The 17,757-nt window shown below is 33.4% G+C and carries 13 protein-coding genes and 1 riboswitch; of the genes, 6 read left to right on the forward strand and 7 right to left on the reverse strand.

Annotation, left to right across the window (positions count from 1 at the left end; all coding sequences use genetic code 11):
- Positions 1-64 precede the first annotated feature (64 nt).
- Together ACFOWM_RS11525 and ACFOWM_RS11530 are read right to left on the reverse strand one after the other, a co-directional pair.
- Positions 65-1,315 carry a homoserine dehydrogenase gene (locus ACFOWM_RS11525; RefSeq protein WP_379710183.1) on the reverse strand — a complete coding sequence of 417 codons (1,251 nt, stop codon included), beginning with the start codon at positions 1,313-1,315 and terminating at the stop codon, positions 65-67.
- 10 nt (positions 1,316-1,325) lie between these two features.
- The gene (locus ACFOWM_RS11530) at positions 1,326-2,507 is read right to left on the reverse strand and encodes a trans-sulfuration enzyme family protein (protein WP_379710185.1); all 1,182 of its coding nucleotides are present in this window, start codon (positions 2,505-2,507) and stop codon (positions 1,326-1,328) included.
- 148 nt (positions 2,508-2,655) lie between these two features.
- A riboswitch (SAM riboswitch) is annotated at positions 2,656-2,767 on the reverse strand.
- Between the two features lie 203 nt (positions 2,768-2,970).
- Between ACFOWM_RS11530 and uvrA the strand changes: the two genes are divergently transcribed.
- On the forward strand, positions 2,971-5,874 hold the full coding sequence (gene uvrA, locus ACFOWM_RS11535) for an excinuclease ABC subunit UvrA (RefSeq protein ID WP_379710188.1): 2,904 nt from the start codon (positions 2,971-2,973) through the stop codon (positions 5,872-5,874).
- 123 nt (positions 5,875-5,997) lie between these two features.
- On the opposite strand, the gene ACFOWM_RS11540 is transcribed toward uvrA, so the two are convergent.
- The 3 genes from ACFOWM_RS11540 to ACFOWM_RS11550 all read right to left on the reverse strand — a co-directional run bounded on the left by ACFOWM_RS11540 (position 5,998) and on the right by ACFOWM_RS11550 (position 9,723).
- Positions 5,998-6,447 carry a GNAT family N-acetyltransferase gene (locus ACFOWM_RS11540; protein ID WP_379710190.1) on the reverse strand — a complete coding sequence of 150 codons (450 nt, stop codon included), beginning with the start codon at positions 6,445-6,447 and terminating at the stop codon, positions 5,998-6,000.
- Between the two features lie 156 nt (positions 6,448-6,603).
- Positions 6,604-7,878: a replication-associated recombination protein A gene (locus tag ACFOWM_RS11545; RefSeq protein ID WP_379710193.1), complete on the reverse strand. Its 1,275-nt coding sequence runs from the start codon at positions 7,876-7,878 to the stop codon at positions 6,604-6,606.
- A gap of 114 nt (positions 7,879-7,992) precedes the next feature.
- A complete protein-coding gene (locus ACFOWM_RS11550; RefSeq protein WP_379710196.1) occupies positions 7,993-9,723 on the reverse strand; it encodes a DUF885 domain-containing protein in 1,731 nt (576 codons plus the stop codon).
- A 238-nt stretch (positions 9,724-9,961) separates the two neighbouring features.
- Here ACFOWM_RS11550 and ACFOWM_RS11555 point away from each other — a divergent pair, with 238 nt between their 5' ends.
- Both ACFOWM_RS11555 and ACFOWM_RS11560 read left to right on the forward strand, forming a co-directional pair.
- On the forward strand, positions 9,962-11,512 hold the full coding sequence (locus tag ACFOWM_RS11555; RefSeq protein ID WP_379710199.1) for a hypothetical protein: 1,551 nt from the start codon (positions 9,962-9,964) through the stop codon (positions 11,510-11,512).
- A 258-nt stretch (positions 11,513-11,770) separates the two neighbouring features.
- A complete protein-coding gene (locus ACFOWM_RS11560) occupies positions 11,771-12,172 on the forward strand; it encodes a hypothetical protein (RefSeq protein ID WP_379710202.1) in 402 nt (133 codons plus the stop codon).
- A gap of 88 nt (positions 12,173-12,260) precedes the next feature.
- Here ACFOWM_RS11560 and ACFOWM_RS11565 read toward each other — a convergent pair whose 3' ends face one another.
- Positions 12,261-13,280, reverse strand: coding sequence for a Gfo/Idh/MocA family oxidoreductase (locus ACFOWM_RS11565; RefSeq protein ID WP_379710205.1), 1,020 nt, complete (start codon positions 13,278-13,280; stop codon positions 12,261-12,263).
- Between the two features lie 127 nt (positions 13,281-13,407).
- Here ACFOWM_RS11565 and ACFOWM_RS11570 point away from each other — a divergent pair, with 127 nt between their 5' ends.
- From ACFOWM_RS11570 to ACFOWM_RS11580, 3 genes are read left to right on the forward strand one after another with little or no spacing between them, the layout of a single operon-like run.
- On the forward strand, positions 13,408-14,091 hold the full coding sequence (locus tag ACFOWM_RS11570; protein WP_379710208.1) for a phosphatase PAP2 family protein: 684 nt from the start codon (positions 13,408-13,410) through the stop codon (positions 14,089-14,091).
- Positions 14,081-14,986, forward strand: coding sequence for a lysylphosphatidylglycerol synthase transmembrane domain-containing protein (locus ACFOWM_RS11575; RefSeq protein ID WP_379710211.1), 906 nt, complete (start codon positions 14,081-14,083; stop codon positions 14,984-14,986). Before ACFOWM_RS11570 ends, ACFOWM_RS11575 begins: the two co-directional genes overlap by 11 nt.
- Positions 14,961-16,517: an ArnT family glycosyltransferase gene (locus ACFOWM_RS11580; RefSeq protein ID WP_379710214.1), complete on the forward strand. Its 1,557-nt coding sequence runs from the start codon at positions 14,961-14,963 to the stop codon at positions 16,515-16,517. Before ACFOWM_RS11575 ends, ACFOWM_RS11580 begins: the two co-directional genes overlap by 26 nt.
- On the opposite strand, the gene ACFOWM_RS11585 is transcribed toward ACFOWM_RS11580, so the two are convergent.
- Entirely contained in the window at positions 16,514-17,749 is a 1,236-nt protein-coding gene (locus ACFOWM_RS11585) for a hypothetical protein (RefSeq protein WP_379710217.1), read from the reverse strand. The genes ACFOWM_RS11580 and ACFOWM_RS11585 overlap by 4 nt on opposite strands.
- Positions 17,750-17,757 lie beyond the last annotated feature (8 nt).

Raw genomic sequence — 17,757 nt, forward strand, 5'->3', positions numbered from 1 at the left:
CATCATTTAATGATAGATTATATTAGAAAAGGCTACCAGTGGTAGCCTTTTCTAATTATAAAAATTATGTAATTGCAGCTGCTGTACTTGATTGAATAGCTACTTTATTGTTAAGTACAGCAATAGCATCAGCAGCTAATACAAGTGAAACCCCATTTTCTTTCCACCAATTATTTTTGATGAGTTGTTGTGCTGCAATTTTCCCTTTAATAAAAACAGCCGAAGAGGTTTGCTCTAAAACTTCAATTTGAGTAAAGGCTTGTAAGTTAATATGCTCAAGGCTTTTAGCTGTTATGATGATGTTTAAATGGTAGTTGTAAGTCAATGAAATTTGTTGCCCCAACTGTATTTTTTTATACTCGTATTTGTAATCATATCGCAATGCTGCAATATCACTTAACACCGCAGCAGCTGTAGGAAAAGCACCAGCACCTTTACCTTTAAAAAAATGTTTATCCGCAAAACAACTTTCGGTTTCCAGTGCATTAAACTCATTGTTTACATTGTAAAAATCACTGTCTTTTTTCACGAGTTGCGGTAATACAAATGCAGCGAAATAGCTATCATCCACCTTTATAACATGGGCTAATAGTTTGATAGTGTAATCATGTTGTGTTGCCCATTGATTAATGATTGGGTTAATTTGTGTGATGCCAGTATAAATAATTTCGTGAGTAGCAATAATGGTTCCAAAAGCATGTGCTGCTAGTATGGTTAATTTGTTTGCTGCATCATGCCCTTCAATATCTAATGCAGGGTTACTTTCGGCAAAGCCTTCATGTTGAGCAATATATAGGGCTTCTTCAAAAGTTAAACCCTCGGCTGCAATTTTTGATAAAATAAAATTGGTTGAGCCATTAACGATGCCAGATACTTTCGATAATAAATCATTATCATAATACTCTTCTAAATTTCTAATAATGGGTATACCTGCACAACATGCTGCTTCATATAAAAATGCTACTTTATACTGCTGTTGTAATAATAAAAGTTCTTTAAAATGTGTTGCAATCATTTTTTTATTTGCACTTACCACATGTTTACCTTTTTTAAATGCAGCGGTAACAATATCATAAGCAGCTGTTGCATCATCAATTAGTTCAACAATTACATTTATAGATTCATCATCTAACAACTCATTAATTGCTGTAGTAAAATAATAGGCATCAATTGCTCGTTTTTTTTGAGCATTTTTTATACATATTTTTTTGATGTTGGCCTGCAATGTTGGCGTAGCTTGTAACACATCATACAATCCTTTACCCACTACACCAAATCCCACTAAGCCAATTTGTAATTTTTTTGAATTTGACATCTTATTAAGTTTAAATGTTGGTTGTTTGTTTGATGGCTGATTCAAGCGTAGCTACCGCTTTAAAAGCATGCTTTAAATCATTGATTAAATCTGCGGCATCTTCTAAACCTACACTTAGCCTTATTAAACTATCGGTAACACCTGCACTTCTTCTTTTCTCTACTGGTATTGATTTATGGGTCATTTGTGCTGGGTGGCAAAGCAAACTTTTTACACCGCCTAAACTTTCAGCTAGTTTAAAGTATTGTGTATTGGTTACAAATGCAACAGCTGCAGCTTCGGTATCATTTTTTAAAGTAAATGATACAATGCCTCCAAAGCCTTTGGCTTGTGAAGCGGCAATGTTATGGTTTGTGTGTGATGTTAAACCGGGATAATACACATTTTCTACAAGAGGATGCGTTGCAAGAAATTCAGCCACCGCTTGGGCATTGCTGCAATGTTGCTGTACCCTCAAATGCAAAGTTTCAATACCACGTATTACTAAAAAGCTATCAAATGGAGATAGTATGGCACCACTAGCATTTTGAATAAATTTAATTTTAGCACCTAAAACTTCATCTTTTGTAACCACCAAACCTGCAATTAAATCACTATGTCCGCCCAAGTATTTAGTAGCACTGTGTATTACAATATCAGCTCCCAATAAAAGAGGTTGTTGTAAGGCGGGTGAAGCAAAAGTATTATCAACGCAAAGCCAACAGGCATGCGCTTTAGCGATTTTTGCAATAGCTTTTATATCACTAATTTTTAAGGTTGGGTTGGTAGGTGTTTCTATCCAAATCAACTTAGTTTTTGGGGTAATGGCATTGAACACGTTTGTAGCATCAGTTGTGTCAGTATAATGAACGGTAATACCAAATTTTTCATACACATGCGTAAATAAACGGAATGCACCACCATAAATATCATCAACCGCTACTATTTCATCGCCGGCTTTTAAAAGTTTGAGTACAGCATCAATAGCAGCTAATCCACTGCCAAATGCAATACCTGTGGTGCCAGCTTCTAGTTGTGCTATCACCTTTTCTAATGCGGCTCTTGTAGGGTTACCACTTCTTGCATAATCGTAGCCTTTATTTACACCGGGCGACTCTTGTACAAACGTACTGGTTTGGTAAATAGGTACAGCTAATGAACCAGTTAATGGATCTGTTGGAATGCTGTGAATGAGTTGTGTTGCGTTGCTCATGATATTTGTTTTTTAATTTTTATAAAATAACACTTATCAGAGAGTGTGAGTGTAATACCAGATGAGCTATTGCATAAAACAAAAAAACTCATCCGATACATCAGATGAGCTTTTTAAAATATGTTAATATTTTTGAGTAGCTGTGTCTGACTTATCTTTCCGCTTTGCAGCGGATGGATTTGGCACCTTTCTTCAAATAAATTTGAAGGAGGTTGTCAAGGTATCATCGGGCCATTACCCTCTACCTTTCTTGATAAGTATGTGTTAAGATCTATTGCAAATATATTGTCGGTTATATTTTATTTCCAAATTTATTTTTGTTTATTGTTGTTGTTGCATTCTATAATTCAATGTGGATAAGGGTTTACGTGTAATTATTTTTTTTAAAGTAATGTATATTTACTACCTATTTAGAAAATGAAGCGTTGATATTGTTTGTATCTTTACCACAAGGAGTAACATTATGGCTACAAAAAAAGCAACGAAGGCTTTGCCAATAGCGGCAGCAGAAATGATTGAAGTGTTTGGTGCAAGAGAGCACAATTTAAAAAATATTGATATCAGTATTCCCAAAAATAAGTTAGTGGTTTTTACTGGTGTAAGTGGTAGCGGTAAATCATCGTTGGCATTTGATACCATTTATAACGAGGGGCAACGTCGTTATATGGAAAGTTTTTCAGCGTACGCTAGGCAATTTGTGGGTGATATGGAACGACCAGATGTTGATAAAATAACGGGTCTTTCTCCAGTAATTTCAATTGAACAAAAAACTACTAATAAAAATCCACGTAGTACTGTGGGTACCATTACAGAGATTTACGATTTTTTGCGTTTGCTGTATGCTAGAGTGGGGGAGGCTTACAGTTACAACACCGGTAAAAAAATGGTGAAGTTTTCTGAAGAAGAAATTGTACAATCTGTTTATAAAAAATATGCCAATAAAAAAATTAGTCTGTTAGCACCTTTGGTACGTGGCCGTAAAGGGCATTACAGAGAGCTGTTTGAAGATATTAGAAAAAAAGGTTTTTTAAAAGTGAGGGTTGATGGTGAAGTGCTTGACTTAGTGCCTCGTATGCAAGTTGATCGCTACAAAGTACATGATATTGAAGTTGTGGTTGATCGTTTGCAGGTTACAGATGATATGAAGTTTAGGCTGAGCCAAAGTGTGCAACGTACCTTACAAATGGGTAAAGATTTGTTGTTTATTTTAGTAAACGACGACAAAGAGTTGGCACAGTACAGTAAGCAACTCATGTGTATTGATACAGGCATTAGTTACGAAGAACCTTCGCCAAATGCATTTTCATTTAATTCGCCATACGGTGCCTGTCCTGTTTGTAAAGGCTTGGGTACCGTTTATCAGATAGATATGGATGCCATTATACCTGATAATACCTTAACCGTAAAAGCTGGTGGTATAGCACCATTGGGCGAAGAAAGAGAAGCGTTTACTTATAAGCAAGTGGTAGGTATTGCAAAAAAATATAAAATAGCTTTAGACAAACCTATAAAAGATTTGCCAACAAAAGCATTAAATGTGTTATTGTATGGTAAAGAAACCATTGATGAAGTTGCTGTGAGTACCGAGGTTGATATGGATATGGAACAGCCTTCAGAAAACTTTTATCAAACAGAATATGAAGGGGTGGTTACGATGGTTAAAAGATGGTTTACCGCCAGTACTTCAAGTGAAAGTGTAAGAGAATGGGCGGAACAATTTATGAAATTAAGTACCTGTCAAAGTTGCGCTGGTACTAGGTTACGTAAAGAAAGCTTATGGTTTAAGATTGATGAAAAAAATATTGCTGATATCAGCAATATGGATTTAGATGTTTTGTTTAATTGGTTTGAAAAATTGGAGAAACGTTTAAATGCCAAACAAAATACGATTGCCAAAGATTTGTTGAAGGAGATAAGGGAACGTTTATCTTTTTTAATAAACGTAGGTTTAACATATTTGACTTTATATCGTCCTTCAAAAAGTTTAAGCGGAGGTGAATACCAACGTATACGCCTTGCTACACAAATAGGTAGTCAGTTGCAAGGCATTACTTATATTTTAGATGAACCTAGTATTGGTTTACACCAACGTGATAACACAAGGTTAATTACGGCATTACAAAACTTGAGAGATATTGGTAATAGTGTTTTGGTGGTAGAGCATGATAAAGACATCATGTTAGCTGCCGATCATTTAATAGATATTGGTCCGAAAGCTGGAACCTACGGTGGTACTGTTGTTGCCGCAGGTACACCAGCAGAAGTACTAGCATCAGGTTCAGAAACTGCGAAATACCTCAAAGGCGAAAAATGGATACCCATACCCAAAGAAGTAAGAAAAGGTAATGGAGCTTTTATAGAATTAAAAGGAGCAACGGGCAATAATTTAAAAAATGTATCCGTTCAATTACCATTGGGTAAAATGATTTTAGTAACAGGTGTTAGCGGTAGTGGAAAATCAACATTGGTAAATGAGACTTTATACCCTTTACTAGCTACGCATTGCTATAACAGTAAAGGTGCAGCAATGCCTTATAAGTCAATAAGTGGGTTAGCGCATGTAGATAAAGTGATTGAAATTGATCAGAGCCCCATTGGTCGTACACCAAGGAGTAACCCTGCTACTTACTGTGGTTTTTTTACTGATATACGAACCTTGTTTGCTGCGGTGCCTGAAGCTAAAATTAGAGGCTACAATGCCGGTAGGTTTTCATTCAATGTAAAAAGTGGAAGATGTGAAGTATGTGAAGGTGGTGGTATGCGTACAATTGAAATGAACTTTTTACCAGATGTGTATGTGCACTGTGAAAAATGTAACGGTAAACGATATAATAGAGAAACACTTGAAATTCGATATAAAGGAAAATCTATTAGTGATGTGTTAGATATGACAGTTGATACTGCTGTTGAATTTTTTAATGCTGTACCTTTTATTTACCGTAAAATTAAAGTGTTGCAAGAAGTTGGTTTGGGGTATATCACACTAGGGCAAAGTGCTGTAACCCTTAGTGGTGGCGAAGCACAACGAGTTAAATTGGCTACTGAATTAGGTAAACGTGATACGGGTAAAACATTTTATATTTTAGATGAACCTACCACAGGTTTGCATTTTGAAGATATTCAACACTTGCTTGATGTTTTGAATAAATTAGTTGACAGAGGCAATACCGTTATGGTAATTGAACATAATTTAGATATGATAAAAGTGGCCGATCATATAATAGATATTGGCCCCGAAGGGGGTAGCGGCGGTGGTAAAGTATTGTACCAAGGTGAACCCAAAGGTATGCTTAATGTAAAAGAAAGTTTTACAGCAATATACCTTAAAGAAGAATTTAAACTTGCTGAGAAGTTACGCAAAAAATAGTAACGAAATCAGTATCGATGTGGTTTCAGAGGTAAGTAATGTATAAGATTATAATTACTTTATTAATACCAGCTTCTGTTATATATTTTGCTTTCTCAGGTATATAACGGCGCTGGTATTATTTTATTGTGTTGCAATCCATTTCATTTCAATATGGTCAATGCCATCTTCATCATACAAATCGCTGGTTTGTACAAAGCCCAAGCTATTATAAAATTGAAGCAAATAAAATTGAGCACCAATTTTAATGCTCTCTACATTAAATAATTGTTGTGTACGTGTAATTGCATGTTGCATGAGTATTTTTCCATAACCATATTGGCGGTGCTTTGGTGCTGTTAAAACCCTGCCAATACTAGCTTCTGTATATGATATACCTGGTGCTAATAACCTTGCATACGCCACTATCTCTTGGTTAATTATTGCAAATAGGTGATAAGCGTTCGTGTCTTTATCATCAACATCTTGATACACACAGTTTTGCTCCACTACAAAAACGGCACTTCGTATTTGCAAAATTGAATAGATTTCTTGAGCGGTTAATTCATTAAAATGTTTACAATGCCATTGCATATTTTTCTCTTTGTTAGTTGCCTTGTTGGCTACATTATTAAAATTTGTTGAAGGGCTGCGCTGTTTAGCCGAAAATCATTTTGTGAGGAACGAACAAAATATTGTAGGCGAACAGCGAACCCATGTTGCTAAAAGTACTGCTGCTGAAAGCCCCTGCTAATAACCATATTTATGTTGCCAACGTACTTTTAAAAATTTTCGAATTTCTTCTTCTCTTGCATTTTGTTGCGGTGTGTAAAACGTGGTATTGCTGATAGCATCTGGTAAAAACTCTTGTTCTGCAAAATTGTTTTCGTAGTTGTGTGCATATTTATAATCTTTACCATAATCCATTTTTTTCATTAGTGTTGTGGGAGCGTTTCGTAAATGTAATGGTACTGGTAAATCGCCCTGCAACTTCACAGCTGCTAGCGCATCGTTAATAGCCATGTAGCTAGCATTGCTTTTCACTGATGTGGCCAAGTATATGGCACATTGCGATAATATAATACGACTCTCCGGATACCCAATTACGGCCACTGCTTGAAAAGTATTGTTGGCTAGCAGCAATGCGTTGGGGTTGGCATTGCCAACATCTTCACTTGCAAAAATGAGCATACGCCTAGCAATAAATTTTACATCTTCACCTGCTTCAATCATACGAGCTAACCAATACACGGCTCCGTTGGGGTCGCTACCTCTCATACTTTTTATGAAGGCAGAAATTATATCATAATGTTGTTCGCCTTTTTTGTCGTACAGTGCAATGCGTTGTTGTGCTACTTGCATTACCAAAGCATCTGTAATAATGACGTCATTATTTTTTTGTTGTGCAATGGTAGTTTCTACCACCAAATCTAGTAAATTCAATAGTTTACGAGCATCGCCACCAGAAATATTGATGAGTGCTTCCGTTTGTTGTAGGGTGATGTTGTATTGTTGTAAACGAGCATCAGTTTTAATGGCATGATGTAGTAATTGAATTAAATCATCTTTTTGCAAAGCTTTTAAAACATACACTTGGCTTCTGCTGAGTAAGGCACTGTTTACTTCAAATGAAGGATTTTCAGTTGTAGCGCCAATGAGTGTAATGGTACCTTTTTCAACAGCACCTAACAGTGCATCTTGTTGTGATTTATTGAAACGATGTATTTCATCAATAAATAAGATAGCGCCTTGTTGTGCTTGTGCTTTTTCAATAACTTCTCTAATATCTTTTACGCCAGATGATATGGCACTTAACGTATAAAAGGGTTGTTGTAAAGTATGGGCAATAATGTTGGCAATGGTGGTTTTACCAACGCCTGGTGGGCCCCATAATATCATTGAAGGTACTTTACCACTGTCAATTGCGGTTCTTAAAATACTGCCCTTTCCTGTTAAGTGTTGCTGGCCAATTAATGCATCTAAAGTATGCGGACGTAAACGTTCTGCTAATGGGCTATTGTTCATAATACACAATTGAAATATAGTGCAAAGTAAAAGCTTATTAAACGGTTATGTGTGTGTAGGTGCATAAAAAAACTGCTTTAAAGTGAATTAAAGCAGTTTTGTATTTTTTTTAAATTATGGGTTCATAATAGTGCTAATGTATTTTACGGGTGCACTACCGAAGCTTAAAAATGTTTCATGAAATTTTTTAAGGTTGAATTGACTGCCTTGCTTTTTTTGAAGGGCGGTTCTTAAATCATAAATTTCTTTATATCCGGTGTAGTATGAGCAAAGTTGTACTTGCGAAACGGAAACTCTTTTCCATTTGCCTTCTGCCTCTGCTTTTTGTTGAAACGCTTCGTTTATTAATAATTTGATGGCAGCTTCTTTACTTAAATTATTTACATGCACACTGTAATCTAAAATGGTATTACAAACGGTACGTAGGTTCCATTTATAATACATCAGCCACATTTCATCTGCAAAATTACCGTAGCCATTTTCGAGCATCATACGTTCTGTGTATACGGCCCAACCTTCTACCATAGCGCCATTACCTAAAATAGCTTTGATGATGCTCGGTGATTGGTTAGAATATACTAACTGTGTATAGTGACCAGGAATTGCTTCGTGTATATTGAGAATTTGTAAGATGTACTCATTGTATTCCCTTAAATAACTTTCGGCTCTTTCAGCATCCCAATTGGCAATGCTACCAACATTATAATATGTATTAGCATTTTTATCGTAAGGGCCCGGTGCAGATATGGATGCTCCGGCAACACCAGCCATGTAATCTGGCTCTTTACGTACTACCAAAGGTTTTGAAGGATCGAGATAGAGTAAGTTTTTTTCATTTACAAACGCTACCAATTGCGGTATTTGTTTTTCAATTTCTGTTTGAAAAGCAGCAGCACTAACATGGTTGATAGATAAGGTATCAATCATTTTTCTGATGGCTATTAAAGTATCAGTTGGCATAGGTGTTTGAGCAAAATATTTACTCCATAACTTTTTGGTACGTTGGTACATTTTTATGTGCAAAGCTTGTTTTTCTTGTACCGCAAATGAAAATATTTGCGAAGCTGTATAAGCTGATTGAATATCGTATTCAAACTTTTTACTGTATAAATTTAAACCAATGCGAAAGCTCCTTGGCGTTGGGTTTTTGAGGTTGGTTAAAAAATTAATGTAGTCATCAATAATAGCAACAGTTTCTGCAGCTTTAGCTGTAATGGCTACTTTTTCATTGTCTGTTAAACCTGATTTTTCAAGAGCGGCTTGCAGGTCTTGTTTAAAAGCAGATTGTCCACCTTTGTTTTGAGCAATAGCTAATTGGGTATGTTCAACAGTAGGGTTATTAATAGCTGCCTTTGCTGCTTTGTAGTAGGCACTAATGCCATCCATTTTTTTTGCAAAGTTGCGAAGGCGATTATCTAACGGTTCATAATCATCCGCTAACATTACGGCAAATTGTCCGCAAACATTATACTGTGCTGGGTTCCATTCATATGCCTTAAAAGTAGTATTGTACCAAATAGATGATGTTAATTTATTTTGAATGAGTGCAATATCTGTTTGGTTATTTACTGATAAATTTTTGGTATCAAATTTTTTGAGTGAGTCTAAATAGCGTTTACAAAATGAATTATTACTGTTACGAGTTGTTTGATCTGGTATGCTCAAAACAGCATCATATTTATGAAAACCCTCACTGCTGGCCCAATTGGGGTATTGTTGCCAAAGGGCTAAAATAAATCGTTCTTTAAAAGCATCAAATGCAGCATCTTGCTTATTCGTATTTGCTTGTGCAATTACATTTGTAATAATGATGGTAAATGTTATAAGACTTAATAATTTCTTCATATTCAATTAATATTTGTTTGGGTTGATTGTGCTGTGGCACATCTTTCCAAATTTAATCAATAAGTACTACAAAGCGATGATTTTTGGTTGGCTTTTAAAGGTTAGTTATTTTTAATATGAATTTTTTTATCAGTCTATCGTTTCAGTATAGTATATTACTATTTTTAAAATATTTATTACATCTTTGTAAAAATTGTAAAGTGTCAATCGATATTTTATAAGGCATTAAATTTTTAATATGACCAATACATTCACGGATACGTTGTTTCAATTGGTGCAGTCTTTGGAGAAGTCTGAAAAACGTCATTTTAAATTATTCATTAAACGTAATTCAGGTAACGAAGATTTAAAAATTATAGAGCTGTTTGATGCCTTAGATAAATTAACTTCTTACGATGAAGCGGTGTTGCTTAAAAAGCTTAAGAGTATTAAAAAACCGCAGTTGGCCAATATAAAAGTACATTTGTACAAACAGCTATTAGCTAGCTTGCGATTGCTTAAAAGTGCTGATAGTATTGATTTGCAGCTCAATGAACAATTTGATTATGCTCATATACTTTACAAAAAAGGGCTATACCACCAAAGTTTAAAAATTTTAGATAAGGCCAAAGAAACAGCCAAAGCCAATCAAAAGGTAAATTTTTTATTACAAGCCATCACTTTAGAAAAAAGGATTGAAACCTTACATATCAATCGATCGATGCAGTTGAGGGCAGAGTTGTTAACTGCAGAAATTAACGAGGTGAACCATAAAATTGACAACCTCTCAAGGCTCAGTAATTTAGTAATGCTTTTGCACAGTTGGTTTATAAAAAACGGACATGTAAGAAACGCTGCCGATGTACAAAATGTAAAAGCATATTTAGAAGAACAATTGCCTGCAAATGCATGGGAAGCGCAAGGCTTTTATGAAAGATTGTATTTATACCAAAGCTATAGTTGGTATGCCTATATATTGCAAGATTTTTTATTGTATTTTAAATATGCTCAAAAGTGGGTGAATTTATTTGATGAACAACCTATGATGGTGAGGGTTGAAACGGGCCACTACATAAAAGGTTTTCATACATTATTGAATGCCTTATTTGATTTGAGAAGTTTTCACAGGTTTGATAAAGTATTAAAGCAGTTTGAAGCATTTGCAAAAACGGATAGGGTTCGGTTGCATGATAATTTTAGAACCCAAGCTTTCATTTATATAAATAGTGCCAAAATTAACCAGCATAATATGTTGGGAACATTTAAAGAAGGTATTGCAGAAGTGCCAGCCATTTTGCAACAGTTAGAAGAAGATGCTTTGTTTATTGATGAGCATCGCATTATGGTATTTAACTATAAAATTGCCAGTATGTATTTTGGAGATGGTAATTATGATGTATGTATTGATTATCTCCAAAAAATTATTAATGAAAGCGGTGAAGTAAGAAACGATTTACAAAGCTATGCCCGTTTAATGCACCTTATTGCTCATTTTGAGTTAGGTAATTATGAATTGATGGAATCGTTGACAAAATCTGTTTACAGGTTTATGTCAAAAAAAGAAAGTTTTACGGTGGTGGAAGATGCTATGTTTAAGTTTTTAAGGAAGTCGTTCCACGTTTCAAAATCAATGTTGCAACATGAATTAGAGTTATTTCTGCATAAAATAAAAGATTTAGAGCGTAATCGTTTTGAAACTAGGGTATTCGCCTATTTAGATATAATAAGTTGGCTTGAGGCAAAGGTTCATAAAAAACCGATGAGTGTTATTTTACATGAAAAATACTTGTCTTCTGTAAGTAAAAAGTAGTCTATTTGTATAATAGACTAATAAAAATCTCCTTTTTTTAATTTTTTTTCACTCTCCAAAAATGGTTGGGTATAATAAAATAAAATCATTAAAACGCAATACAGTAAAGGGTTTCGTAAATAATATTTTTATTTTGGAATAAATAAATCAATAAAAATTCGATTTATTTATCCTTCCATGTGGGTGTAAGTTTACATTATGAAAGTGAAACACAATCAAATTATCGCTTTCAAATAAGTAACAAAAAAATCTAGAAGTATGAAAAGTTTAAAAGTTTTAGCAACAGCAGTAACAGCATTTTTTGTGTTAATTGGTTCAGTAAATGCACAAAATTTTAAAGCAGTACGTTTTGTTGATGATAAAAATTTTGTAGTGAAGTATGAAGGTGTAGAAGATAATTACCTGGTTTTTAAAGTTGAGTTTAAAGCAGTTAGTAATAATGGCCTTTTAAGAATTAATGATAAATCAGAAGGTGAATTGTATTCACAAAACTGGGTAAGCAAAGCACCTTACCAAATTTTTAAAATTGAAAAGAAAGATGGTCAACAAATTGTTTTCAATTTTTCAACAGGTGGAAAAGAATATCAAAAATCATTTACAGCAAATACAAAAGTAGTAGAAGATGTTACTGTTAAGGAAGATGCCTTGGTAACACTCTAATAAAAATATTGAAACTTAGTAGGATAGTGGTAATATCTGAAGTTTTGGTTTTAATTCGGTCTCAACAAATTTATGCGTTGCAATTTTTCTAAATTGGAACGCATTGTTGTTTTATAGCCTCAATAATTTTTATTTGTGCTACCACCTGCGCTGGTGCTACTATTAATGGTTCATTATTATTGATTGCATTTGCTAAGTTGTCAAATAGTAACATCCAATTTCCTTTTTCGGTTGTTACGGTACCTTGCAATTCAATACCATTAATGGTGGTGGTTATACTTCCTTTTTGTATTATTGGTTCCACACCAAATGTATCATCTGTTGGTTGTAAGCCTAATTTTAATTGATCTTCCTGTACATCAATACCATACTTTATAAATGACCCTTCGGTGCCATGTAAAATATATCGAGGTGTATCAGCTTTTACTAATAAACTTGAACGTAGCTGTACTTTCAGAGTTTTGTAATGCAATGTAATATCAAAGGCATCATCAATTGATGAATTTACTCTTTGTGTAAAAGTGTAGCCTTCTACTTTAAGTGGCTCACCAAAAAGTGCAATTGCTTGATCAATTATATGTGCTCCTAAATCGTAAATAATACCGCTACTTGGGGCAGGGGTTTCTTTCCATTTTTTTGGGTTGAGTAATGGTTTGTATCGGTTATATTGAATTTGAACATTTACCAAACTGCCTAATACATTACTTTGTACGATTTTTTGAATGGTTAAAAAATCACTATCAAAACGCCTATTTTGAAAAATAGCGATTACTTTATTTTGTTGCTTCGCTATATTTATTAATGTGGTAGCTTCTTCAACGGTAGCAGTAAATGGTTTTTCAACCAATACATGCTTATTTGCTAACAATACTTTTTTAGCATATTCAAAATGTGTTTCGTTGGGCGAACAAATACTTACCAAGTCAATACCATCATCATTTAAAACAGCCTCAATATTTTTTTCAACTTTTACATTTGGAAAAAACAAAGCCGGATTTTGACTGTTACTTACAATTGTTTTCAGTTCAAATGCATGGTTTGCTTCGAAAAATGGGGCTTGTAAATACCTGCCAGATAATCCAAAGCCTATTATAGCAACATTAATCATATCAATAATTTAAGCTTAAATATACAAATAAGTAAAGCCACATATGTTTATGTGTTCATAACAATTGGTTATCATTTCTTTAATTATTCACTTACAATTTCTTAACACTCACTTGAGAAATTGCATCATGAAATGGATTGCAAAAAATGAAACATCGCCATTAATTAGTTTTTATTTGACATTATGTTCTTTGGTGTTTTTATTTACTTTCCTTATTATTTTATTGGTTGAGCCAATACAACTTCATAGTAAAGTAAACAGTTTTCATTCAACATATTTTGATTATTTTTTTTCGATGATTACGCATTTGGGTGATGGAATGTGTGCTATTTTAATATGCATCATTTTATTTTTTAGAAATACAATGTTAGCTATTAAAATGATGTTGGCTTTGCTACTTATTTCGTTATTAATATGGATCAGTAAATTTTATTTGTTTCCCGATGCAAATAGGCCAGTTGCTGTTTTTAGGGACTTAGGTAAACCATTATATATCATCAATCATGTTAAAATGAATCTTAGTCGAACATTCCCTTCTGGACATGCTTCAACAGCATTTTTAATTGGTTGTACGCTTGCTTATTTGAGTGAGAAAATTTGGTGGCAATTGTTGTGTGCTAGTTTCTCAATTATGGTAGCTTTTTCAAGAGTGTACTTATCACAACATTTTACTGAAGATGTATTAGCAGGTGGTATCATAGGCTTAGTAATTACTTTTTTAGTATTGCACCCTAAACTCAATTGGCGTAAATATTTGGATGGGGTAAAACTAAATAAAAACACACCTAAAAATACTATTCATGCAAATTGATATTTCAGTAAAAAATAATGTAGGTTTTAGTAATACTGCTAAATTAATTTTAAAAATAATAATAAGCCTTGCTTGCTTAATGTATGTTTATTATAAATTATCATGGGAAACAATAGTATCGGTTTTATATACAACAAATTGGTTATGGATATTGGCGGCAATTGGTATTTTTATTGTTTCAAAAATTTTATCTGCATATAGGCTTCATCAATTTTTTAGTGCAACAGGTACAAAAATTACTCACAACAATAACATCAGGCTTTATTGGTTAGGTATGTTTTATAATCAGTTTTTGCCAGGATCAATAAGTGGCGATGCCTTTAAAGTTGCTTATCTTTTTAAGAAAAAGTTAGGAACAGTAAAGTGGCTTACATGGAGTATTTTATTAGATAGAGTGAGTGGTGTTACTGCGTTAACTTTTATTGCTAGTATTATCTGGTTATGTTTATTTAGGTTAAATGTTATTTCAATATTAGTGTTAACCGTTGCGCTATCTATTATTGGAATTTATTTTTTAGTACTTCACTTTTTTATGAACTCATTTCGGTTGATAAAATTTGATAGTTTTTATTGGAGTATAGCGGTACAGTTTTTACAAATGGTTTGTATGTTTTTTATTTTGAATGCTCTTGGTAGTAATAATATTTTGCAGTTATTGTTTATATTTTCTGTTGCTAGTATAGTAGCAGTGTTGCCATTAAGTATTGGTGGCATAGGTGCTAGAGAAATTGTTTTTTTGTGGGGAGCGCATTGGTTAGATATAGATGCAGCAGCAGCAGTTACTGCTGGCTTTCTATTTTATTTGGTTAATTTATTGGCAGCATTACCTGGTTGCTATTTTATTTTTTCTGACCCTTTTAAAACTACACATGAAGCTGTTGATGCATTGGTTTAAAAAACCTATTTTTCTGTATGCTTATGTTGCGGTGGTTTTATTAGGTAACCTAAACCAGCCTACAATTTATATATTAGATGAAGCTCGAAATGCACAATGTGCAAGAGAAATGCTACAGCAACATGAATGGATAGTACCCACTTTCAACAATGAGTTAAGGGCACAAAAACCACCCTTACATTATTATGCGATGAAGTTGGGTTACACTTTGCTAGGTAGTAATAGTATGGGTGCTCGTCTATTTTCAGTGTTAGCTGGGTTATTTACCATTGTAATTATTTATAGGTTTGTTAAAAGAATTGGAGGTGAGCAATGGGCAATTGCTGCAGTATGGGCTTTAGCTTTGTCAACCCATTTTTTATTTGAATGTCGATTGGCAGTTCCCGATCCATATTTAATTTTTTTTAATACAGCTTGTTTAGTTTGCTTATTTTATTACCAACAACGGCAACAATTTTATTTTTTGTATGCTGCTAGTTTTTTAGCGGCTTTATCTGTTTTATGTAAAGGCCCAGTTGGTGTTGCATTGCCGATTATTAGTTTTTTTATATTCGCTGTTTTTAAAAAGAATTATAAAAGTATTTTTAATTTTCACATTCTGTTTGCTGTTGTTTTCTTTTTTATAATTGCCTTGCCTTGGTTTTACCTTGTTCATCAATACACAAACGGAGATTTTACAACATTATTTTTTTTAAAGCATAATGTAGATCGTTTTAAGGCACCTATGGAAGGACATGGTGGAGTATTTATTTTGATTTGGCTTTTTGCTTTAATAGGTTTAATGCCAGCAGCAGCTTGGTTGTTTAATGTAAAAATATTGAAGACTCAATTTATTGAAAATGATTTATTTAAATTTTCTAGTATTGTTGTTTTAGTTTATTTGATTTTTTATTGTGTGGCTGGAACTAAATTACCCAATTATGCGATGCCATGTTATCCGTTTGCTGCTATAATAATTGGTCAGTTATTTTTGTATTGGTATCACCAACCCAACGTAAATAAAAGGATATATTTTTTTATTGCTTTATTTTATTTGATACTTACTGTTGCCGTTTTTTTTCTTTTAAAAAATGATAGGCTAACACAAAAGTTAGCTTGGGTAAGTTTTAGTATCATTATTTTACCTATTGGTTGTTTTGTGGCATGGTTTATAAATGCAAAACATAAGGCACTGTCTGTTTCAGTGTTTTTGATTGCCACTATTCTTTTTAATATAGTGCTGTTGTTATTTGCATACCCAGCATTGTATCAACTCAACCCTGTAGAGCAAACAAAACATGTGTGGCAACAACAAAATGAAATAGTGGCTTACAAAATTTATAATCCTGCTTATAATTTTTACTTAAATAAAAATATCGTAGTTTTTGATTCAGTTACTCTACTTAATATTTATTTAAAGCAACATCCTTCAACACTTGTTCTTTCTAGAGAAAATTATTTACCAGAGTTATCAAGTTTATCATTGCAATTAAAAGCGCATGCTAAAGATATTTTTGAAAATCCTACTACAGTAATATTAGGAAAGCCTTAATGTAAATATTGTTTTACATCTTTTAATTCAACTGCACGTTGTTCATCATCCAATTCTATCACTATTAAATAACCTTTGGGTCCACCAGCTTTTTGTATGGCTTGCGTTAATAGTAATTGATCACTTTGTTGTATTTGTCCTGTAGTATTGCCCCAAAACTCGGTGGTAGCAAGGCAACCGGCAGTGGGGGTTAATGGGTAATAGGTTTCGTTTTTATAGTAAGATGGATCAATAGTTGTGCCGTGTGCTATTATTTCGTTACGACCAGCTTTGCCAGCGAAATAAGAGCCGTATAGGGGATGATATTGTTGCAATGGCTTTGGAAGTAAATTACAATATTGTTCCAGCGTCCACGTAGTATCTACTAACTGATTATTAATAGTGACTTTACAATATTCATACGGCATTGATAATTGAATATTGGTACTCGGGCCAATAAAAAAACTTTTAGAAGTATCAAAACCTGTGAGTTTAAAAATACCCTGTGGCGTATTGCCTAAGCTAATATAACTTGGCATATTGCTAGCACTTCTTGCTAATTGTGGTACACTAAAAAAAGTATTGTCATCATGCTTTAAAAAAGAGCCATCTGGTTTTCTAACAATTACAATGCCGGGGTAATTTCTATTTTTTCTTTGTAAACTAAATACCAATAAATGTTTAGGCAAATAATTTGTATCAAAAAAAGATGATATAGCAGTTATGTTTTTTGGTTGTAATTGATTTTCTAAATTGTACAATAATTCTTGTAATACTACTTCTTCTTTATTTGCTTTTAGTAAGATGGTAATTTCATTTATCCATTTGTGGAGGTTATTGCTATCCGCATGTTGCATTAAATAATGTAATGCCATTGCTTTTAAAGTAACATCATCTTTGCTATTGTTATAAATATATGTAACTGCTTTTTTGTATTGATTTGGGTAATCACTATTAATTAATTCTAAAAAACTACGCCAAAAATGAGGGCTAGCTACCTGGATGTTGTTGGCTATATTGTCGAGTTTTTGTTTTACAACATCAGCTTTATACTTAATTAAATTAATGTTGTTAAAGCAATTAAGCCATGCATCTTCATTTGTTATAGGCAGTTGTATATTTTTTTCAATACTATTTACTAAAGTAGTATAAAATTTAGTTCGCTTACTAGCTACAGCGTCTTTAAAAACAGGCAGGTTGTTTTGTGCAAGTATTAATAAGTTACAGCAAACGGTAAACGTTGTAAGTAGCACATATTTTA

The organism is Ferruginibacter yonginensis (genome assembly GCF_042651465.1).
GTDB classification, from domain to species: Bacteria; Bacteroidota; Bacteroidia; order Chitinophagales; family Chitinophagaceae; genus Ferruginibacter; species Ferruginibacter yonginensis.